Source organism: Sunxiuqinia rutila, from assembly GCF_050589705.1.
In the GTDB taxonomy this organism is placed as follows: Bacteria; Bacteroidota; Bacteroidia; order Bacteroidales; family Prolixibacteraceae; genus Sunxiuqinia; species Sunxiuqinia rutila.
On record NZ_JBNGOT010000010.1, the window covers coordinates 126280 to 150079 of the forward strand.

Consider the following 23800-nt stretch of genomic DNA (forward strand, 5'->3'; position numbering starts at 1 on the left):
CCTAGCTAACCGCTCATGTCCTTAAAATTCCGCAATATCACCTTAATAATACCAGCCTTTATTCATTCGATTCAGATCTATCTGATTCACAATCCTTGCCATGATCGGAACTATAAAAAAGTGAGGTTCTCCCAAAAACTTGTTTTGAGAGAACCTTATATATTGCAGAGATATTTATGGATCAATTCATTTTAATTTCTAATTAACTGCATGTTTGAATCGAATGGATAGCTTTGTCCTTTCTCCGTTTGCTCCAGCTCAATCATTTGATCTCCATACTTCAGTTTTACCGGCAAGCCATTCAGCGATGTTATTGTTGCCTGGGTCAATTGACCGTTTTGCCAGTCAATAGCCACGATGAAGCCACCCCGAGCTTTTAATCCTTCAACTTTACCCGTTGGCCAGGCAGAAGGTAAGGCTGGCAGCAAGTCGATATACCCCGCATGACTTTGAAGTAGCATTTCGGCAATACCGGCCGTTGAACCAAAGTTAGCATCCATCTGGAATGGTGGATGTTGCCCGAATAAGTTTGGGGAAGTACTCTTGGCCAATACCGTGTTCAAGCTTTCCTTGGCTTTGTCACCATCATGCAAGCGCGCATATTGATTAATCAGCCAGGCAGCACTCCAGCCCGTGTGGCCTCCTCCATTGGCTATGCGATGATCCAATGACTTACGAGCTGCTTCCATCAACTCGGGAGCGCTTTCAAAATTAATCTGAGCACCCGGATGCATGGCAAACAAATGCGAAATATGGCGATGCCCAGGCTCAACCTCCGGGAACTCTTCAGCCCACTCCATCAATCGACCATCCGACCCCACTTTTGATCCGGCCAGTTTCGCTTGTGCTTTTGCTACTTTGCCTACCAGTTCCTTTTCAATGCCTAAAATCTGCGAAGCGTGAACGTAATCTGCAAACAACTGCCAGATTACTTGCTGGTCGTGCGTTGGCCCCATGCTAATTTGGCTGCGGCTTCCATCGGGGGCAATAAACGTATTCTCCGGTGATACAGCCGGACCTGATACCAGTTTCCCGGTTTCTTGATCTTCAACCAGCCAATCCAGGTAAAACAAAACAGAACCTTCAAGTACAGGATATAGGCGCTTTAAGAAAGCCTCATCGCCCGTAAAAGCATAATGCTCAAAAACATGGGTACTGATCCAGGCACCACCACCAGAGTGCAAGCCCCAACTGGCACTTTCGCCCGGCGAGGTATAGCCCCAAACATTCGCAACCGGGTGTACCACCCAGCCATTCATTCCATATTGTGTGTAAGCCGTTTTCTCTCCTGGCTCCGAGATCATTTCAATAAAATCAAACAAGGGCAAGTGCATTTCCGAAAGGTTGGTCACCTCTACTGGCCAGTAATTCATTTGCACATTCACATCGGTATGGTAATCGCCATTCCAGGGCGTTTGGATTTTGTTGGCCCAAAGACCTTGCAAGTTGGCCGGCAAAGTTCCGGGACGAGAGGACGCAATCATCAGGTAACGACCGTATTGAAACAACAACTCAGCCAGGTGGGGATCATTTTTTGTTTCCTTGAAGGTCGCCAATCGCTCATCCGTTGGAATAGCGGTCAGCTCTTCCGGTGTAATGTCCAAACTCACCCGGTTAAAATAGCTTTGATATTCATCCAGATGGGCTTGTTTCAAATCCGGATAACTCTTTTCAGAGGCCGCTTGCAACCGCTTGCTTGTTAAGGCAGCGTAGTCACGCCCTTTGAAGACGGGATAATCCAACACATAATCCGTGGAGGCGGCTAATAAAAGCGTTACTTCATCAGCATCCTTTACCGTCAACCCATCATCGCCAGAGCTAACTGTTCCCCCTTTAGTGATGGCTTTTAAGCGAGCCATATAATGTAAGTTTTCACCACCCTTGCCATCACTAAGCGCTCCGCTCATGATCAACTCATCGCCTTCAGCGTAAGTTTTGAAACGCTCCGGACGATCCATTTCACAACTAAAAGAAAGCTGTCTGGGTTTGTCTGCCGTTAAGCGAACGACCATCACCTGATCAGGTTGACTAACAAAAACTTCGCGTTGGAAAGTCACCCCATCCTGAACGTAAGTCACGCGGGCGATCGCATCCGTTAAATCCAGCTCCCGATAATAGTTATCGTAGGGCAGCTTTTTGTCAAAGTCGATGCGTAAATCGCCCAGTGTCTGGAAACATCCAAAAGGGACTTCTGCCCCATTGCCATGCCCGGTCCCTTTCCCTTGACAGATTTGGGTTTTATTGGTTAATGCTGTCGCCTCTTTGTACTTTCCATCATTCAAAAGCCGACGAATCTCACCGAGGTATTTACTTGCCTCCGGGTTGTCATTTTCATCCACACTTCCCGACCACATGCTCTCTTCGCTTAGCTGAATGCGCTCCTGGTGAACATCACCAAAAACCATGGCGCCCAGGGAGCCATTTCCCAACGGTAAGGCACTTAACCACTGAGGATCATCTTTCCATCCATTGGGATCATCGGCAACCGTAGCATCTGCCGGTTGATCATACCAAATTTTAACAGGCTCTTTCGGCGGCTTCGTACAGGAAACACAGAGCACTAAAACAAGTAGTGTAAAAACATTCATTGAGTTTTTCATAAATCGTAGTAGTAATAATAGATTATTTGATTTTCAGATTTTAGACATTTATTGTATATGGTTTTTGATTCAATTGCCTGGCATTCGCAATCAATCAGCATCAAACGATTCAATAGGTTCCCTAAAATTAACTCCCTGTTTTTCTAATCCATCCAAATGCGGCTTCAACTTCTTTTTGAAAACATTCCAATCCCTTTTTTCAGGAGACGACCACCCAGCCTCAGCCAAAGCAAACCCGCGAGGCCAGGTCATATAAAAAGCTCGATCAATATCGCGAACATATTCCCCCCAGACTGTAGCTTCCACTCCAATTATGTGATCACATTTTGCGGGCTTCAAACCCATACAAGGATCAAACTGATAAACTTGCTTTAAAGAGAGAACTGGCATCCAATCACAAGTTTCTTCTCCTTTTGCTTGCGGATAATCAAAATAAGCATGCTCGCCTGGACTCATAATCACACTATAACCATTCTTATACGCTTGGTGAATCACCTTCCGAGACAATCCTTTTCGCCATGCATACATGATACTATTTTCCGGATAATATGGCACATCCAGTTCATACCAGATTAACGGTTTTTTCTGGTTCTTCTGAAGCGACTTATTGACTCGCTCAAAAAAGAAACTCATCAGTTCTCTCGGATTTTCAATATCCAATGTTTCCATTCTCATTTGGCATTTTGGACAGGTTTCCCAATGGTCCAGAGGAGCTTCATCTCCCCCAATATGAAACTCTTCGCTGGGAAAAATAGTAGACAACTCTGTTATTACAGCATCTACAAACTGAAACACTTCGTCCTTCCCTGCGCATAACAGATCTTTAGAAACACCAGGCGTTGTCCGAACATTCAACTTTTTTTCATCAAAACAAGTTAAGTAAGGATAAGCTGCAATAGCAGCCACACTATGTCCGGGAATATCAATCTCAGGAATAATAGCAATATGCCTCTCTGCAGCATAAGCTACCAATTCTCTCATTTCATCCTGAGTGTAAAAACCTGCATGAGTTTTTCCGTCTCCGTCTGTTTCCTGCCTGACTGATCCTATTTCAGTCAACTTTGGGTAGCTCTTTATTTCGATACGCCATCCCTGATCATCGCTCAAATGCAAGTGCAACCGGTTAAACTTATATTGTGCCATTACATCTACGTAACTTTTCAACCCATCCAAAGGTAAAAAGTACCTTGCCGGATCAAGCATCAAAGCGCGAAATGGAAAGCGAGGCTGATCAGTAATAAAAACGCCTTTAAGAGTCATCGTTCTCGCATTATAATGTTGCCACATCCATTGCTTAAACGTTTGTAGTCCATAGAAAACTCCTGCAGAAGTACTTCCTGCAATTACAATACTATCGTTAGAAACCCATAGCTGATATTGTTCTTTAGCTGAAATCGTTTTGTCTAGTAGCAGCTTTATTTTGCCATCATAGTTGTGCCCTGTCCTTACAACCGTCTCAATATCAAAATCTCGTTGTAGAAGATCCTTGCAATACTCTGCTTCAAACAATAAAGGCAAACCTGCCTCTATTGTTGTTTCCTCCGAAAAGTTAAACGTTGTGTTATTATCAGACACCTGTAATGGTTCCGGAATGATTGTATGCTCCTGTCCAAATGCGACTTCACAAAAACCGATCAACAAGAAAGCAATACCAAATATGAACTTTTTAATTTCATTTCTCATTATTCTTTGTCGTTTGAAATAAATACATTGACTGATCTTTTGACTTTATTGTGATCTTCGCATCTTTCCCGATCGGCACTGCTGTTTCCAGTTTAATTGAACGATTGGTATAAGGCGCTAATGCTGGCACATCGCATGTTAGTTGCGTTGTTTTATTGTTGCTTTCAATTTCAACATCAACGGTGGTCAAAACAGAAGGCACTTCGCCGAAGTTGCTCACTTCAAATTCCAGTATGCTTCCACCCTGAGTATTCGCTGAAACAACCGGTTTTCGGGCTGACAGGATTGGGGTCTGATACATCAACCAAGGCAAGCGGGCATAGCCAAACAGCAAGCTTCCGTCCTTGGTTTTCCCAAGCAGTTTAGCCGCAAAGTTTTCATCGGTCAGTCCATTTCCCTGGCCATCAAAGAAAAGGACAAGGTCTTTTCCTTGTCGCTCTGTTTTTACAAGCTTACTCCCCCGCCCAAAGTTAACTTCTTCGGCTGCACCAAAACGAAGCGATTCCAAATCGATGTCTGTATGAGGATCAAAATCCGGTTCTGCTTCAAGCTTCACCCGGATCAGTGGGGTGTCCTCTGTTATTTCTTCCTTATCAAGAATCGTCAGCAATTTTCCTTTGGTAAGCGGGATACCGATGTTCTTGGAACTGTGGTTGTCATTGCCTAAATCGCCCCATTTGGATGAATCAATCACGGCAAAGTTAGCCTGATAAGCCCGTCCATACTCATCCTGAAGCATTTTGATGCGCTCGTATTTATACCAGTCTTCGACTGTTCCATCCTCGTATTTGGCAATTCCCGGCATGTAAGCCTCACCGGGCTCCACTTTCCAGTCGATGCCATTCGGTGAACGCAGGTAATAGGCAATGCGGCCATACCAATCGTTGACGATCATATGGTACTGAATATGCGTCCGCCAGATTACCGGGTCTTCATAGCGCCCGTCAAAAGCAGGATAAACTGACTTGTTCGTTACCTGGTAATAAGGCGATAGGCCGGTTTCACTCATCCAGATCCCACCACCACGACAAACAGCCAGGAAGGAGCCGTCTTTTCGTTGAGCAAAACTCACATTCGACAAGCCATCATGAATCTTCCGATCACGCGGATCGAATGTAAACTCTCCCTTCGTCCAAGGACCATTCAGTCCGTCGGCAACGTAATAGGCATTGATTACATAAATGACATACCGCCCGTCTTTCAGCCTGAAAAACTCCGGGTTATGACCTTGTCCAATGGTTTCACCCTGCACCTGAAAAGGCCCCTGAGGATTTTCGGCTACTGCATGCACCACTTCGGATTTTGGCCATTGCATATGTCCTTTTTCTGAATTTTCGGGCCAGCGGCAAACGATTAGATGGTACTTCCCATCATCGCCTTTGCGGATATTTCCTCCCCAATACGACCACTGCGGATCTTCAATACCATTCGCGGTATAGCGGGGCTTCACGGCATCAGCCCCCCAGGTATCGGAAGTCAGTTCCCAAATTGGAGGGATGGCTTCAAAGCGATCCATAAAGCGGCCACCCAACACCAGCTGTTTCCATTCCTCAGGACGCTGGCGCTCGATATCCTGGGCATTTAAAGGGCTGAATTGCAACACCCCACATACAGCCAATAAAAGGCAAAAAGAATAGTAGTAGTTTAGTTGTTTCATTATTTGATTCGTTGATTATTTGTCTTTCTTTACTCTCAACAACCATTCGTCAAGAATTTTACATTCATTTTTCAGAAATCGTATTTATTGTTTTCCTTCTTCAATAATAAACAGCCATCCCTTCTTGCTTTCAATTGGAATTTTATCTGTAATAGCGAACTGAGCGGATGGTTGAAAATCTGCTATTTCCGGGGCAATTAGTCTTGCATTTGCAGATGAAAAACCAATTCTATCCCAATCCAGGTTCAGCTTAACTTTTTCCGTCTTATCCGACCAATTTCCCAGTGCTATTAAAGTTTTGCCATCGCGGATATAAGCGGTTGCTTTCACCAGGGAGTTATTAGTTAGTACAACAGGCTCTTTTTCCCAAAAACCAACCATTTGGGATTGCTCGATGCCAAATTCATCCCAAACCTTCCAAACAGGACGAGGATCACAGGTTACGCCTTCGGTTACCCAGGGATGCCGAACTGTCATGCCATACACCATGCCCAACCAGCGGTTCCCTCCTCCGTGAAGCATGTCGCCCATCAACCCAAATGGAATACCGGATACTTCAACCAGCCAATTGGCAGGCTCCATTTCGCTATACATAAAGCTCTCTCCAAACCAGAGTTTATCCATATACGGAAAATACTCGGTGTATTGTGTGGCCGGACCTTTACTGAAACCCGTATTGGAGTGCAAGTCAATCAAGCATCCCGGCTTCTCCCGGTCAAGCACTTTTCGGATGCGCTTAACCGTGCGGCGGTCATACGACACATCATCCAGGTACAGTCCATCGATATCGACGTGGCGTACCAGCCAGGCCAAACCTTCAATATAGTAGTTGTACCAACGTGAATCGCTTGGGGCATTAACCACAGATGCATCAGCACTTTTATCGGGAAACCACTGGTACCACTGCGGCCGGTAATTAGAAACCAGGTGCTCGCGCAACCAAGGGTAACCGCCTCCACGACCATTGCCCAGAATCTCATCACCCAGGCTACGCAGCGCCCACAGTTCTGTAGTATAGTTGGTCAGTTCGCGGATGGTGTAGTAAATTTTTACTTTTTGCCCTTTCTCATGCATCCGGTCCACAAACCATTTCATGGAGTCGACTGCGACAAAAGGATAATTGATGTGGGGATTGTAGTTATTTGCATGGTGCAAATTCACAATCTTAACACCACTTTCAAGATCTTCGTCCGATGGTACTGGCTGCCCACCATTGTGGTAATAGCGATTGGTAAACTGGCTCTTGTAATCAATATCCTTAACCGGGGTCAGCAGCATACTCCACTCAAAAGTCAGCTCCTCCCCTTTCTCCAACGAACGTTTACCACTATAAACCAATGCTTTTACTTCTGACGAAGTGCTTTCAATACGAAAACCTCCTTGATCGTTGTTGTACCAGCTTGCCGGATAGTCCGGGCGATAAAGATTTAGCAGAGGTCCGCTGTAGCTGCTACCCCGCAATTCGCACCACAGTCCGGCATGCGTATTGCCAACCCAAAAACTGTCGTGCGGTCCATTCCATCTTGCCGAATGCTTTTTAGGGACAACTCCACCGGGCAAGTCCATGCCCATGATATATTCGGCAACCTCCTTTTTAAAAGGAATTTCCAAACGAATATCTTTTGCATTTATAGCATTCAATGCTTTCAACTTTAGTTTGTAGTTTATAAAGCCATCCGATTCGATGGTTCCAAGTCCTTCAATTTTTATATTTTCAGAAATACTTTCCCATGAGCCAATCATTTTTCCAGGCGAGTTTTTTACCAATTGCACATTCTGAGGTTCAGAAAACTGTTCCTTACCTTTTCGGGTTTCAACAACAAAAGCAATGGGACGGCTAAGAATTTCTGTATCTTTTACTTTCAACGAACCCGGAAAACCTTTCTCTGACATCTGCATGGTTTTTCCTGTAAATCCATAGGTTCTGTCGCCCAAAACAGAAATTGGTTTGTACTCTTTGGTTGGCTCATCGTCAATTCCTAATGTTGAGTTTAACCAACGCAAACGTGAATGTCGCCAGGCCTCGCTATCGCCGCGGTCGGTTAAAACCTGGTTACCAATTTTTAAACTGATGTTGATGGTTTGTGCCGCTGTGTTTTTTGCCGAAATTGTAATCGTTCCTTTATATTTGCCACTTGCCATTTCTTCGGGAATATCAACGCCAATCCAAAGAGGTTGTACATTTCCCTGCTCCACATCCAATTGTTTTACAAACGGCTCGCCATAAGGTCCAATACCACCTGTATTAAAACAGGTGAGTTTCGAACTTGGAAGTGTCGTATCTCCATTTTTTAGTGCCGAAAACTCAACTTTTAAATCGGTTAAATCTTTTTGAGCGGCAAAAACACCTAGTTGAAAAGTGTAGTATTCGTTCCTTTGTGCCTCACCTTTAAATTCGCTCGCAGGTCCATTTTCAATCCAACGTTGCGGAATTTCATCCAACATACGGATGGGTAGTTTGCGATCTTCAGGGAAAACAAGGAAGTCACTTTTATGAACGTTTAAAAGTGAATCCTTTTCGCTTTGTAAGGCGATTACCTCCATTGGGTAAAAGCTATCGAACTCGGTTCTGGATTGAAATTCAACCAATTTGGCTTTTGGAAGCGATTCAATATCAAAACTTTTACTCCAGTTTTGTTCAGGTTTTAAATACCCTTTGTTGTAAAAACCATATTCTTTCTGAACCTCATAAGGTAGGTAGTAGAAATAATAATTCCCGGGCTTTTTCAGGGGACCGAAAGCCAATTTACAGCGCTCATTATCCACCGCAATTCGATGAATATTCTGAATGGTGTCTCCACTTTCATGAATAATAATGAATCGCTTTTCAGCTGGATCTCGATCGTGTCGACGCCAATCAATATCAATCAATGCGGCTTCCGCAGGTTCTTCAACCTGAAGCACGGCACGATGATTACCAAGTGATTCTTCCCAGGGTGTATCGGGGACTGAATACAAAGAGTTTGTTTCAGGCTGACATGCTGTGAATAACAAAATCAGCGTAGTTGTCCAGATAGTACAGATCGGTATTCTTAGTTTCATAAGTTGATTGATTTTAAATTAATGACTTCTCCTTCTTGCATTTCTATGACGATATTATCGCCCTCAAATTGATAGTTTTTATTCATTTCGAACTTGCCTGCGAATGGATTCTGCATCCTGAGAAGCCCACCCTTTTCAGAAACAATTTTCACATCCTGAACCAAACCGTTTGCTTTGTTAGCCGAAATAACAAAAGCGCCATAAGTACGAAGTTGCTCAAAGCTTACATCATTCCAATCTTCGGGAATAGCTGGAAAAAGCTTTACAACACCTGTATGACTTTGTATTAACATCTCCTGAATTCCAGAAGCAAAAGCAAAGTTGCCTTCCAAAGTAAATGGTCGATAAGTCATGTTTGAATGCCCTGCCTTGCATTGGTCGCCATTAACATGAAACGAGTTTTTCAGGCAAAAACACTCGGCAAAAATCCGCAATACACGGGCTGCATTCTCTCCGTCAAAAGCACGGGCATATAAATTCCCCTGCCAACTAAACGAATAACCTGTCCAACCTCCCGAGCCTTGTTTTTCAAGGTTTCTCAAAGTGTTATCGATAACACTTTTATCCGCTTCGCCTTTTGATACATCTAACAACCCAAGTGGGTGGTAAGCCAATAAATGTGAAAAATGGCGATGCGATTCATCGTAAGGGAAACCGGGTGCAAACATCAACCCTGTTTCAGGGTCGATTGACAATTCAGTCCATTCTGCTAATATTTGCGACCATTTCTCAGCTTCTTCTTTTAATCCCAATTCAGTTGCCAGTTCGGCAGCTTTTTCGTAAGTCCAGCGAATTAACGCTAAATCGAAATTAGTTGTTTCGGCAAACCAGGCATCTCCCGAGTTATTGTAAATCTCAGGGCTTGAGCTCATTATTAATTTACGTTTGTCATTTTCGCCTTTTACCGAGACTTCATCAAGGAAGATTGCCACATCTTTTAACCAAGGGTAGGCGCGGTTTTCCAGAAAATCTCTATCCATCGAAAATTTCCAGTGCATATAAAAATGATGCCCCAGCCACGAAGCAACACTTTGTCCCATCGAATACTGAATCCAGCCTCCCATTGGTTCTCCTTCCAGAGTGGTAACTCCTGGTACATTCATTCCCTCTACTCCAAAATAATCTTTGGTATATTTTTTAAATGCAGGACGATATTTCCATAACCAGTTCAAAAAGCCCTCTTCCAAATTCAGGTAGTTTCCGGCATAAGCAGGCCAGTAACTCAATTGCGTATTTAAGTCGTGGTGAAAATCTCCTTTCCAGGGTGGTAGTTTTCCATGGTCGGCAGTCCAAACCGATTGCAATGCGATAGGTGCAGCATCACCACGGGCGGCAGAACCAAATTTGTACATTTCGAGCATATACTGGCGTTGCAACAGCGAATCGGGAACTGAAATACTCGATGTATTCCAATAGTTTTTCCACCAATTAAGGTGCGTTTTTAATGCCGATTTATAACCAATTTCAACATCAGCACGAACTACCTCGCTTGCCAAAGGTGCTGGCTCCCATCCTTTATTTGCCGACGAGACCGACCAACATCCGCATAATTCATTTTCCTTTTCTTCCCACGATGTGTAAATTTGATAGGAAAAATCGCCCCAACCTTTTTGGTTGTAGGTAATCGAGTTTTCATTTTTCACTATTCCTCCTTGTTCGTAGCCCAACTGTTTTAAGTCGGTTTTAGCCTGACTTGTGTACCCTTCTGTATTTTCGCGGTTGTAGGCAGGCGAAACCAATTCAATAGAAATATTTTCAGGCAGGTTTTCGAATTTGTACCAGCCCAAAGGTTTTTCAGCATGAACAAAGGTTGTAAGTTTTGCCCCGTTCTCCCAGTCGATTACACAAGTTGCTGTTTCAACATCTAAACTTACCAATTTTACTTTTCCGAGTTTGGCAATATCAAATTCTAAAGCTCCTGCCGGAATTTTTGATGGTGCGGGAAGTTTATCGTAGGGTACATCAAAAACCTCCTGTACTTTTTTATATTCTCCGGATTTCCAATGTTTATAAACATTTTGGAACTTCCATTTATCGAAATCAATGTTTTCCATTGGGCGTAAATCCCACAAGTCGGCACGGTCAAGCGAAAAACGTAGTTTGCCTTCCTTTTGCCAAATAAGACTACCAACCATGGCATTGCCTAATGGCATGGCTTCATCCCATACGTCAGCCAAATCGTAAAAAACAAGGTTATTCCCTGCATTTTTGGGCAGTGGTTTTTGTATTTGTTTCCCGCACAAAAAAAGAATGGAAACAAGTACGATGATTACTAACGATTTTAATTGCATAATTATTGATTTTTAAAAATTCTTTTGTTTGCCAATTTCAGCTTCCAAAAATTGTTTTGGAGCATTGTTTGCATCGCTTTTAAAGATTTCAGGTTCCACAATATCCATCCCCAGTGGAATAATTATGTAGGATTCACCTTTTTCTGTTTGAAATTCGACACAATTATTATCTATTATTTGATGATTGACCCGAAGATTTTTGTTTTTTGTTTTTAAAACAGAAATGGCTTGCTCTCCCCACGGATTTACAATCTTACAGGTATTTCCTTTTAAACTTTCAACTTGAACTCCGGGGATAGAGCCATCATCGTTCATTTTTGATGAAACGATAAATGCACCACGTGCGCGTAATTTAAACGCCGGAGCCCATCCCGATGGAACGGCTGGGAAAACCCTGATTTTTCCTTCATTACTTTGCAGTAGCATTTCGTTGGTAGCCGCGCCGTAAATACTCAATGTTTCTAATCCGCACTGAATAAAAGGCTTTGCCGGTTGTCCTTTGGGATACTTAGCCCGTGCATCGTAAATATAATCGCGCTGAGTAGTAATGTCGGGTTGCTGCACCGAATCCATGTACAAAGAAAGGTTGTACCAATGGTCGATATTATAGAACAATCCTTGTGGGAAATGTTGCAAACGCCTTATTCCATTAGTCATTCGTTCCAAAACAACATCGCCTAAACCCAGGCGAGCTGCTACAATCGGGTCGGGCGAAATGGCATTTATTGCAATCGAATGGTTTTTAACCACATTTGCTGCGGCATTAAATTCGCGGCTGCCTTTTTGGTCGATACCGATTACATTCGCCGGAAAAACCAAAGATGTATTCGCGCTAAAATGATTTGTCCAGGTACCGTAATCTTCAGGTTTTGGGTAAATACTTCCATCGGGGTGGTATGCCAACTGCATAACTTCGCCTATACCGGGTTCTGTACGAAACGGAATAGCCCATATATGGTCGATAATGTGTTGCCACTCTTTTACTTTTTGTTTGTCAGTATTCAATATGTCAGCCGCTTCGATGCATGCCCGCATTGTTGAAAGAACCATGTTCCGGTCGGAAATTGGATTCTTCAAGTCATGTGTTCTCGGACTTTCATAGGGTTGTGATGGGTAAATATAATATTCGTTCCTTTTTTCGTCCCACTTTAAAGTTTGCACATAAAATTCGGCTGCTTTTTTTAGAAATGGATAGGCTTTTTCTTCCAAAAATTCTTTGTCGTTTGTAAACTGGTAGTACTCCCAAAAGAATCCTGCAATTTGACTGGCAGGAGTAAAATTATTGAGCATGTCTCCACGGTTCCAAAAGGTCATGCTTCCGAAAAAATCGTGAGCTTCGCTCCATAATATTGCATTTTTTGCCCCTCGTTTTTTTGCGTGTTTTTCTGCCTCGGGCATTAAACGGAAATAGGTATTTAGGTAGGGCAACATTAACTCGCAATCGTTTTGTGCCGCCAGCCCCCAGTATTGTTGCTGGGTATTCCAATGGTGGGGTGTTACCCAATTTCGCACATCGTGGTTCCAGGTCCACAAACCACCGTTAAATACCACTGGGAATTTTCCTCTCGATGAACTGCCCATTAAATAACGACGCAGGTAATAAATATTTTCGATGTAATCGTTTCCTAAACTTACAAACGACTTTCCCCAAAAACTGGCCCACCAACTTTTATGTTTTTCCTTTTGTTTTTCAATACTTTCACTTTCAACATCGTTTAACAATTCAATGGCTTTTTGTGTAGTGTTTTCAGCCTCGTTTGAAGTTACTACCGACACCATTACCGTAATACTATGACTTTCTTTTTGCTCGGTTATTAGCTCTGCTTTATTAGTGCTAATGGTTTCAGCCTCCGATTTTTCACCCAAAATCCTGCAAGCCACCGAGAAATTCAAGCCTTCAAATTTTTCTTCAATAACAATATCACCGGCAATGGTTTTTGCCTGCGTGTTGCCCAACCCTATTTGCGTATCTTTTATGTATCCTCCGTACCATCCAGGGAAAGCACGGCTGCCATAACGTTCGAGTGAAACACGTACTTTGTTTCCCATACTATTGCCATCGGTACTGTTTGAGCTGATCTGTACAAACCACACATTTTTATTTGCCGACACCCATGAATTGATTTGGTTGGAAACAAAGGGAGTAACTGAACGAAGCGATACTTCGGCATTTTTAAGTGACAAACGCCCATCGAAATCATCGAGGTACAACCACTCAAATCCCGGGGCTCCAAGATCGATACTCAAGCGTGCGCCTCCACGCAGGGTTGCTCCAGCTTCGCTGTTCGGCTGGTCGAATAAATCGTTTTTATTGATTTGAACTTCAATTCCATTTTTACTGTTCCAAACCATTCCGCCTAAGTCTCCGTTTCCCAAGGGGAAGCCTTCAAACCCTTCTAAAGCAGGAGTTTTATAAACGATGTCGTGTTTTGAAAGATATGTATTATCAACTTTAAAAATTTCATGGTTGTGCTGAGCATTTAACAGCAGTGGGAAAAATAGGACTATTGCCAAAAGTAATTTTGTCATTATATAATAATTTAATCGAACCTTCAATTTCTGATAAAACTCAAAAAGGGTTATTATTTCAAACAAACCACCTGTAGTATGACGAATGAAACAATCCTATCCCCTGATTCATTTTGATAAAATCAACAATTTCTTTGTCTTATTTACAATTATCAGAGTTTTATCTCGCGAACCGTGCCATTATCCAGGCGCGATTCTTCTGCCATAAAACCCATCAAATGGCTTTCCATTGATGCCTGAATGGTGGAAGTAAGCAAAGTTGGGTCTTGAAAACTTACCGCCCTAACAAAATCATGCACCAAGCCGTGGTCGCCACCACCGTGCCCGGAACCATTATTGTTTGCTTTGCTTGCATCCCACACTTCCTGTTTCCCTGTAAGTGAATTTGTAATTGTCAATGTATGCTCATCTCCAATCATATCACCGTTAGTACAAAAAATTCGTGTCCGCCGCCCACCGTAATGCGAATGAGCCTCCATGGAAAAGGCTACTGTTATCCCACCTTCAAATTCAAAATTTGTTATCTGATGATCCACCACATCGTTATCGCAGCGATAAACACAACGTCCGTAGGGTCCGTTTTTCAATTCACGCGTTATGGTATTATCATTCACTTCTTCCAATTGTAAATGGTGCAGCCACCCTCTTTCGTCTTTGTAAATTTTTATGGCCGAATACGGACATTGCCGCTCCACTCCACAACCATCGGTACAACGAGCAGTAGAACCATCAGGGGCATTTTCTTTTCGAAAAACCGACAGAGAACCCATAGAAGAAACTTTTGTACTTGGTTTGCCTACAAGCCAACGCAAAATATCAGTGTCGTGACACGATTTTGAAAGAATAATAGGATTGGATTTCTTTGAATTGCCCCAATTACCACGAACAAAAGAGTGCGCCATGTGTATTCTTCCTATTGGCTCCAAATGTTGCACGCTAACTACGTTACCAATCTCTCCCGAATCGATTACCTCTTTTATTTTACGGAAATAGGAAGTATAACGTAAAACGTGACAAACTGCAACAATGGCTTCTTTCTTCTCAGCCAGTTTAAGAATATCGTTGCACTCGCTCCAGGACTGCGCGATGGCTTTTTCAAGCAACAAATCGTAACCCAGGTTTAAACCCGCCATTGCCGGGCCATAATGTAAATCATCGGGTGTTGTAATAATTATAGCATCGGCAAATTTTGGTTTTTCGAATACATGCTCCCATGTAACAAACTGGTTTTCTTCAGGGATATTAAAGGCTTTTGCCATGCGCTCGCGCCGATACGGAATTGGCTCTGCTACACCTACTATCTGCAATTCATCTGGGTACTTTAAGGCATATGAACTGTATGCCAGCCAACCGCGGCCTCCGGCACCACATACAATGGCTGTTACCGGTTTATCTAATTTCTTTTTATCCTTTTTAAATAGTGGTAAACTATTTATTTCTGAAGTTTCAGCTTCAATAGCTTTTCCTGCAAGCGGTACTCCAACTGCTGCTAATCCTAAGGATTTCAGCACGCTTCTTCTGTTCCAGTTTGATTGTGACATGGTAATAATATTATTTTTTGCGATACTCGCATAATGTATAAATTGCATTCTGCTTCTTATTCATTATAAAAAGAAAATGTTTAATTATTAATTAAGTTCCTTCAGCAAGTAAAGCAGTAATTCAAAGCGTTTATCTTTAAACCTGGTATCGTATGCCATTACAATGCCTGTGTCATGTTTTATCTGATGTTCGATATCACCTGCATCGCCATTTTGGTCAAGCTTTGCTTTTACCCACTCCAGATAAAGACTTTCGGGATACTTTTTTAAGAAGTCGGAAAGCTTGAGTTGGGCTTCTTCTTCCCTGTTATATTGTTTTAACATCATTAACTGAAGAAATAAGCTTGAATTTTCTTCTTTAAAGCCGGGATGGTCGTAATCTGTTATCTTTAATGCTATACTTTTTGCTTTTTGCTTGTCTCCTTTTGCGTTGTAGGCTAGAAACAGGATGTAATCTTCTAATCTTTCATCCACATCGTAGGGTTTCCCAACTCCAAGATTCAGTGGCCATTTCTTTGCTTTTTGTACTAGTTTGATGGCTTTACTGTATTTTCCACTATTTATTGCCCGCACTGCAGAGCGAATACATACCTCATTATACAAATCACGACCTACAGTAGCTCCTTCGAATGGTAAAAGCTCATAGTTCTCCAGGAAATAAACAGCCTCCTCAAATTTCTCTTCACCACTTAAACACTGAGCGTAACACAATCCTATTGCCGACTGTTCGGGATGAGTTTGCAAGAATGGCTGGATGATTTTCTTTGCTTCTGAAGGCTTGTTATCCTTTAAATAAGAATTAGCCACCTCCAGAGCTGCCCTCCAACTTTCAGGTTCGAGCTCCAAGGCCATTTTAGCACATTGCAGCTTTTCTTCTTTCGAATCCAACAACTTCATTTTTGCCAGATAAAAGGCCGCAAAATCAGGGTTGTTCTCACATAGCTCAAATTGCTGGACGGCTTTTTCAAGCAGTCCTTTGTTCCAATAAACAAGCCCAAGATAATAGTTAAGCTTCCAGTGACTATGTGTGTTTAAAAACGATTCAATTAATTTTGCCGTTTGGGCACGATGCGGAAATACAAATTGAGCCGACTGCGATACCACCTTATTTATGTAACTTTCCGTATCTGAATTTTTCAAATGTGCTAGCCACAGATTCACAACCGCATTTTCGGGAGCGAGTTCCAATACTTTTACTGCTTCCTGTTTGCACCCTTTTTCGTAATAAGAAATTGCCAGATCCAGATAAGATTCATGGGGTAGCTCATTGCTGATCCCTGACACAAAAAGCTTTTGGTCTTCCATTTTTTCAGAAAGAAGAAAGGTTTCAAATTTCTGAAAATGGTTGGTTCCATCCAATTCTGCTATTGTTTTTAAAAGTTCCTTCGCTCTTTCCTTATCCCCGGATTTTCGGGCTGAAAGTGCCTGTATTTGTAGTGCATCCAAATTATAGGCATTATAAGCGAGGGCCTTATTTGCATATTGTTCTGCTTTCGACCAGTTTTCTTCATTCAGAAATAAATTAGCTAACTCAGTAGCTGCTGCAAAACGAAAAGCAACTTTACCCATAGCAATTGAAAAACCGCTTTTGGCAGTTGTAATGTCACCACTCTCCCTACAAATTAATCCCAGCAAATAATTCGCCTCTCCGTCGTAGGTATCAATCGACAGCGCTTTATGGATTAACTCCAAAGCTTTTTGGTAATCCATCTGTCGGTAATAAGACAGAGCTAGACGATTTAAGGCCGGCAAAAATCCGGTGTCTTCTTTTAAGGCACTTTCGTAGTGTATTTTTGCCTGCGAGTACTCTCGTTGTTTTTCCAGCTCAAGTCCCTTGATGAACCGGCCGTATGCCGAATCCCAGTTAAATTCATTATTGGCAAGTATCGGGCGGTCGACTAAGGTTTCTTCCGGGATTGACGAATATGTAAGTTTGTTATCGCCAAGAGTAACCTTAAGCACATCACTGGCATTTGATTCTATATTCGTTTCAAACAATTGCAAAGGATCCAGCTTTAAATTTTCCGAGAAAACAAGATTCCCATTTTTATATATGCAAAGCAGGTCTTCTACCATCTGTAAGGCACCTAAAACTATTTTTTGTTTTCCTTCCTGCTTGTTAATATTCAAAACCCCAAACTCCGATGCGGCCACCATTCCTCCGGTTCCCTTTAAAGGAAACCATATTTCATTCATGATATCAGCATCGTGAGGTACAAATTCTTTGTGTTTAAATGGAGTTAAAGTGCTACTATTGGCTGCTTGATTAAACAACTTCCCCGCCTGAAATTCGATGTATTGTCCATCGGTGTCGGTCATTAAATCTTCCCAAACCATCCCTTCAGGTGCAAGTCCCCAAATCCAGAGTTTTTTCCCTGGTTTTTCATCAAAATTACCGTAATGTCCAAAGCCAAAATCTTCGTTATGCCAATAGCCCCCAAAGAAATCGGAGTAAGAATTCATTACATGGTATGATTTATAGCTACCAAAATTGTTGTTTTTATACCAATTTATTTCACGATTATTATCAGTTGGCCAGTTTCCAACCTCTTCGCCGTGCCCAATCCAGTTTTTTCCCGGATATATAAACTCCAGATCGTCGCCGGCTTTGGCGGCTGCATTCATCCAATGATAATAGGTGCAAGGCAGTTCAGTGTTATTAAACCAGCTTGCCTTTGTTTCGAAGAAAGCTTTTCCCGGCGAGACTTTAATTTCCACGTTCCATTTGGTTCCCGATGGTAAATCAATTGCCCCGACCACACACGAAACGCTTCCGTCTTCATTTTCCTTCGTAACATAATCAACGGGAGTAGCGCAGGTTGGAATATGCCCGATATCTCCGAAATTATATTCCAGTCCGCCCGATGTCCAGGCTCCCCGCATGGCGACATCTCTGAATTTCACAACATGATTGTAGTAGAGAAATTCTTTGCCAGTCGATTTTTCTCTGGCTCCCCAGATTTTCCCTCCAATCTCAGGACAAACAAATACCTTTATGTATTCGTTTTCAAGTACAACCATTTTCCATTTTTGCTGAAGGGCATGGTTGGTGTATCCATGAAAATAGAAATACGGATACATACGGTTTATTTCCGGCACCGGATCAGGATCGGAAAAGGGATAGGTTTTAAACTCAATTAGCTCTTCCTTGATTTTCGCTTTTTGAGCATTCACATTTAATATTAGCCCACCCATAATTAGTCCCACTACTATTCTAATAAGGTTCATCGTTAAAAAATTGTTTCATATTTATTGTAAAAATCCATTCATTTGCGCACCATCTAACATACTGGCTGTCAGATAATTGCAATTTAGCACTATTAATTACATTCAATTAGTACCTCTCGAACAGGAGTTTAACCGATCAGAGAGGCACAAAAGATAACTATCTAGATTTTAACCAAATACATCTACTCAACCACTATGCAAGGCGATTTCCCTATCTTTGATTAATCCATCGTAGCCTCACAATTTGGAAGAATGGTAAACTTCACTTCACGCACTTGCTCCTGGCCTTGAGGTTGAATCACCAGGTATCCTCCCTTTCCTTCATCATTTTTAACAAACTTATAAGCGTCAGACTCAGGTAAAATTTTCACAGAATTGGTGGATACATTCTCAAATACAGGGATATAAATGCGTGTTGGGGCTTTTACCTCAGCTTTCTCCTGCCATTTACAAGAAAATGAATTCGCTTTGATATTATATTTGTAAGATAATAATGTACCTGCTATCTCAGAAGGGAAAGGACGAATTACGCCATATTTAAAGTAAGAGTATTGTTCAGTCCCCTTATGATAAGCCCAGTAAGTATTATTGAACAAATACTTTTCAAACAGGCTCAAGTTACGATGTGCCAATTCTGTTCTTCCTGGGGTTTCATGGCCTAGGGCACCCCACTCGCCTATAAGAACAGGAACATTCATACGCTGTCCACTCTCATTAATCCGTTCAAAAATCAATTCGAGGCGATCATCACTTGAATCCGACAAGTTATCAGTATCAACCAATAGATCATAACCGTGAGCAGCATACACCACATTTCTGTCAACTTCTCCGTTTGACAGTTTAAATGGTTTAAGTGCAGTATAAACCCCGCTATTACAAAAATAGCTATGGTTAAAAAACAGCATTTTATCCTGAGAAACCTCCCGAACTGCGTCTGCAACTTTTTGATAAAAGCTTTGCAAAACACCTTTTTCAAACACACTATTTAATTCATACACCGCATCCATAACTTTTGCAAAACTTTCCTTATCATTAACCAATTGCAAAGCTTCATAACGGTTCCCTGTATTTTCCCACATTTTTGCAACATCCATTGCAGATACCTCTTCATTTGTTTTTTCAGAAACTACTTTGGCGTATGCACTAAATAAAACTGGCATAAACATCTTTGCGTCTGTTCCGGCAAATGGTTCATTCATTATATCGAAGCCTATCACAGTTGGATTATCCGCATAACGCTTGGCTAAATGTTGAACGGCGTCGGCATAATGGTCTTGTACTCCCATCCCATCACTTACCGGTTTATTCGCCCAGAAATTATCCCAGGATTTCTGTACCGCAGAACTTATTAGGTAAGAATCACTCCACACAGCACCTGTAATATGCTCTTCTCCTTCATCTAATGTAGCCCACTCAGGAGCCCCATCACTAAATTTAACACTGAATAAATCCTGGTGCATATCAAGAAAGACAAACAGGTTATTATCTTCCGCCCATTTAACTTGCTCATCTATCTTCTTTAGGTATTCCTCGTTGTAAACACCTGGTTCAGGTTCCAGTCCATCCCAAATAACACCTAACCGAATCACATTAAAGCCCCATTTTCTGAAGCTCCGGAATTCTTCTACTCCCTCTGGTCCAATATAACCTTCCTCTGGTTTCTTATTTACAAGATTCACCCCATTCAAAAGTACTTGTCGTCCATGATGATCAATAAATAATCTATCTTCAATATGTAATCTTGTTGCATTAATATCAATAGCAATATCTTTTTCTACTTCCTGACAAGCCCCAATTAATAATCCCAGACTAATAAAAACTAAATAATAAATTCGTTTCATAATTGTTATTCTTACTTATTTTAATTTGATTCCAACAACTTCCCCAAACATAAGCAATTAGAGCACTCCCATTTGCATTTAGGGATATTTACAGCTATTATGGGATAAAGGTGCTATATAAGAACAAACATCGTGAGTTTCAAAGCTTCTCAAGGTGTCGTTTGGGCTGTTTCGAGCATGCCGATGTTACCAGCAGGCCAATTAGTAAGAATAGTACGGCAGTAATTTTCATAAGCTATAATTTTTGAATTGGGTGCAATATAAATCTAAAGGAAACTTCTTTGTTACCATCTATAGTATATTTTTTATGAGTTCGAGCCCCCAGGAATCATCGCCACCTACACCGTGTATTTTGTAATCGATATTTATGTTTATCAAATCGCGTTGTTGGATTTCGTGCGGGTGTTTTGCGGCTTCCAAATCGCTTTCCAAGTAGGGCCAGGCACGAAATGAAAAAGGTTGAATCCCACGAATCACAATTCCTTCCCCAATTTTATTTGTGAATTTTGCATAGCGTGTATCACAACGGTTACTATTGTCCTGTGGCGAGATATAGGATGTAATAAATTCATTCAGAGTTGATTTGTACAATCCCAACATTGCACCGTTTTTACGATCGGGATAATTTTCATGAGGCCCTCTGCCATACCATTTAATATGGAAATATTGTTTTGGGATTGCTATGCGAAAACCAAATTTTGGCATTAGCTGATTTGAATTACCCGAAGGATTATAATCGCCATTTACCTGCACTTCTCCACTTGCAGAAATTGTATAAGTTAATTTATAGGTGGCTTTAATTTTATCCAATTGAATAGCAAATTCAATAATAAGTTGATTGTCGGCTTTGTTTTCAGTGACATTCACCTCAGAAATTTTTCGGTTTTGAGCTGCTTCTTTCCAATCGCCCAAACGTCGGACATAATTGTTCTTTTCCTGGTTATCGTTTGGTGACTTCCAAAACAGGACCCTAATGGGCTAACAATGAATTCATTGCCACTAAATACGAAGCTTATTAATGCGCCACTTTTTAAATCAAATTCTATTTCAAAATTTTTCCCTTCAACTTGAATTGACTTTTTGTTTTTCGAATACTGAAACTTTTGATTATTATTTTGAGCCAATTCGGGAACATTGTAATTGTTTAATATAAATTGTTCTTTAGAAACCACCGTTCCTTTCTTGGCCCAATTTGTATCATCACTTAAACGGGCATAAATATTTAGAGTGTACTCACCTTGTTTAAAATCTAATTCTGGAAGGCTAATAGATTTTGTGATTGATTCATCTGGAGCAACATCTAATTCATCTAATTTTCCATTCGAAACTTCTTTCCCATTTAAGTTTAGTTTCCATTTAAAATCAAACTCCTTCAGACTAATAAAATCGTAGCGGTTAGTAATCTTCACCGAAGGATTTTCTGCATCAAACCATTCGAAATTTATCGACTGATGAATTTTTTGCGCTGCAAAATAATGCGGATTAGGTTTGCGATTGGTTGCAATTAAACCGTTAATACAAAACTCCGCATCGTTTGGGGCATCGCCAAAGTCTCCTCCAATAGCAAAAAACTCATTTTCGTTTAGTTCCAGTTGCTGAGGGTTTTCAGGATATATTAACTTAGAGCCATCGATAGGCTTAGCCAAACCCTGATCAACCCAATCCCAAATTGCACCTCCGGCAAAACGATTGAAATCGTAAATTACATCCCAGTATTCCTTTAAGTTACCAAGAGAATTCCCCATTGCGTGGGCATACTCCCGCATAATAATGGGTCGGTCGGTATGGTCTTCAACCATTCGTTGTACCTTATCGGGGTGGATATATGAAAAGTCGTACATATCCGAAGCATCCATATCGCTGTCGCAAAATACCATAGCTTTTGGGATAATCTGGCGGATACTTTCTGCCATGGCCAACATGTTCCTGCCCCTGCCTCCTTCATTTCCAAGCGACCAGATGATTACACTTGCATGGTTTTTATCCCTTTCCACCATCGAAACAGCACGGTCAACATGTGCCTTTTCCCATTCGGGATTATCTCCCAATATTTTATTGCCAATATCGTAGCCGTGCGACTCCTGGTTGGCTTCGTCCATGAGGTAAATACCATATTCATCGCAGAGCTTGTACCATTGCGGAGAATTAGGATAGTTGCTGGTGCGTACAAAATTAATATTGCATTGCTTTAACAATTTTATATCGGTAAGCATAGTTTCGTTATCAACATATCGTCCGGTCCGTGGATGGTGTTCGTGACGATTAACCCCTTTTAGTTTAACCAATTCTCCATTAATTTTAAACAAGACGCCATCAATTTCAACTTCTTTAAATCCAAATTTCCATGGAATATTTTCAGTTACTTTTCCGCTTGCATCTTTTAACTGAAGCAATACGGTAGACAGATTTGGTGTTTCAGCATTCCAATGCAAAGGCTCTTTTACCACCATTTTCAGGCTTATTCCCGTCTCCTCTTCCGAAGAAAGTTCAGGTAGCTGTGCCAGCAAAATTGTATTGCTTTGCTGGACTATATTTTTATTCCCATCAAAAAGCGTTGCCCGTACCTTTAAGCCTTTTGCAATTTCATTCGAAGCATTTTTAACTTTTACATCAATCGTTAAGTGTGCATCTTCATAATTTTCATCAAAATCAATGGCTAACTTAAAATAGTGAATGAAAGTTTTACTCCTGGCAATTAAAGTTACATCACGATAAATTCCGCTTAATCGCCACATGTCCTGACATTCGAGGTAACTTCCATCCGACCAGCGATAGACTTCAACAGCAATTGTATTCTCGCCAACTTTTACAAATTCAGAAATACTAAATGTTGCCGGGGTCATACTTCCCTGGTTGTATCCAACTTTTTCGCCATTAACCCATATATAAAATGCAGATTTAACGCCGTCAAATTGTACAAAAAGTTCTTTGTCTATCCACTCATCTGTAATATGAAACGTTCTTTTGTAACTACCTACGGGATTTCGAAGTTCAAAACTGGTATATTCCGTTAAAGGTATGGCTGTAACCTTAGGCTGCTCCTTTTTAAAGGGATACTTTATATTAGTGTAAATTGGTAACCCAAAACCCTGCATCTGCCAGTTTCCAGGAACCATAATTTCATTCCATGCCTCAACATCAAAATTATTTTTGTAAAAATCTACCTGACGCTCGTCGGAATTAGCTACCCAATTAAATTTCCACTTTCCGTTTAACGTTAATTCGCTATCGGCATGTCTAAAAGTCAGTGCATCTTGCACCTTTGAATAGGATGAAAAAGTCGCAGTGGTATTCTCTTTATTTATACCCACTATTTGAGGATTTTCCCAATCGTTAATGGTTTGGGCTTTGAGTTCGAAAAAACTAATTATCAATAAAAACAATGTAC

11 protein-coding genes are annotated in these 23800 nt (G+C 41.4%); all 11 read right to left on the bottom strand.

Annotated features, from left to right (window positions below; genetic code table 11):
- Positions 1-191: 191 nt before the first annotated feature.
- Positions 192-2600 carry a glycoside hydrolase family 95 protein gene (locus ACRD6K_RS14115; RefSeq protein WP_430973747.1) on the bottom strand — a complete coding sequence of 803 codons (2409 nt, stop codon included), beginning with the start codon at positions 2598-2600 and terminating at the stop codon, positions 192-194.
- Positions 2601-2690: 90 nt separating this feature from the next.
- A complete protein-coding gene (locus ACRD6K_RS14120) occupies positions 2691-4283 on the bottom strand; it encodes a beta-N-acetylhexosaminidase (protein WP_430973748.1) in 1593 nt (530 codons plus the stop codon).
- Complete coding sequence (locus tag ACRD6K_RS14125; protein WP_430973749.1) at positions 4273-5940, bottom strand: glycoside hydrolase family protein; 1668 nt, start codon at positions 5938-5940, stop codon at positions 4273-4275. Before ACRD6K_RS14125 ends, ACRD6K_RS14120 begins: the two co-directional genes overlap by 11 nt.
- Positions 5941-6024: 84 nt before the next feature.
- Positions 6025-8982 (bottom strand): glycoside hydrolase domain-containing protein, encoded by a 2958-nt coding sequence (locus ACRD6K_RS14130; RefSeq protein ID WP_430973750.1) that lies wholly within the window; start codon positions 8980-8982, stop codon positions 6025-6027.
- The gene (locus ACRD6K_RS14135; protein ID WP_430973751.1) at positions 8979-11273 is read right to left on the bottom strand and encodes a glycosyl hydrolase family 95 catalytic domain-containing protein; all 2295 of its coding nucleotides are present in this window, start codon (positions 11271-11273) and stop codon (positions 8979-8981) included. The genes ACRD6K_RS14130 and ACRD6K_RS14135 overlap by 4 nt, the downstream gene beginning before the upstream one ends.
- Positions 11274-11285: 12 nt before the next feature.
- Positions 11286-13802, bottom strand: coding sequence for a glycosyl hydrolase family 95 catalytic domain-containing protein (locus ACRD6K_RS14140; protein ID WP_430973752.1), 2517 nt, complete (start codon positions 13800-13802; stop codon positions 11286-11288).
- A 152-nt stretch (positions 13803-13954) separates the two neighbouring features.
- Positions 13955-15391, bottom strand: a complete 1437-nt coding sequence (locus ACRD6K_RS14145; RefSeq protein WP_430973753.1) for a Gfo/Idh/MocA family protein — start codon at positions 15389-15391, stop codon at positions 13955-13957.
- Positions 15392-15430: 39 nt separating this feature from the next.
- Positions 15431-18571: a DUF5107 domain-containing protein gene (locus ACRD6K_RS14150; protein ID WP_430973754.1), complete on the bottom strand. Its 3141-nt coding sequence runs from the start codon at positions 18569-18571 to the stop codon at positions 15431-15433.
- A gap of 221 nt (positions 18572-18792) precedes the next feature.
- On the bottom strand, positions 18793-20412 hold the full coding sequence (locus ACRD6K_RS14155; RefSeq protein WP_430973755.1) for a cellulase family glycosylhydrolase: 1620 nt from the start codon (positions 20410-20412) through the stop codon (positions 18793-18795).
- 291 nt (positions 20413-20703) lie between these two features.
- Complete coding sequence (locus tag ACRD6K_RS14160) at positions 20704-21324, bottom strand: beta-galactosidase small subunit (protein ID WP_430973756.1); 621 nt, start codon at positions 21322-21324, stop codon at positions 20704-20706.
- Entirely contained in the window at positions 21276-23795 is a 2520-nt protein-coding gene (locus ACRD6K_RS14165) for a glycoside hydrolase family 2 TIM barrel-domain containing protein (protein WP_430973757.1), read from the bottom strand. Before ACRD6K_RS14165 ends, ACRD6K_RS14160 begins: the two co-directional genes overlap by 49 nt.
- Positions 23796-23800: the final 5 nt, after the last annotated feature.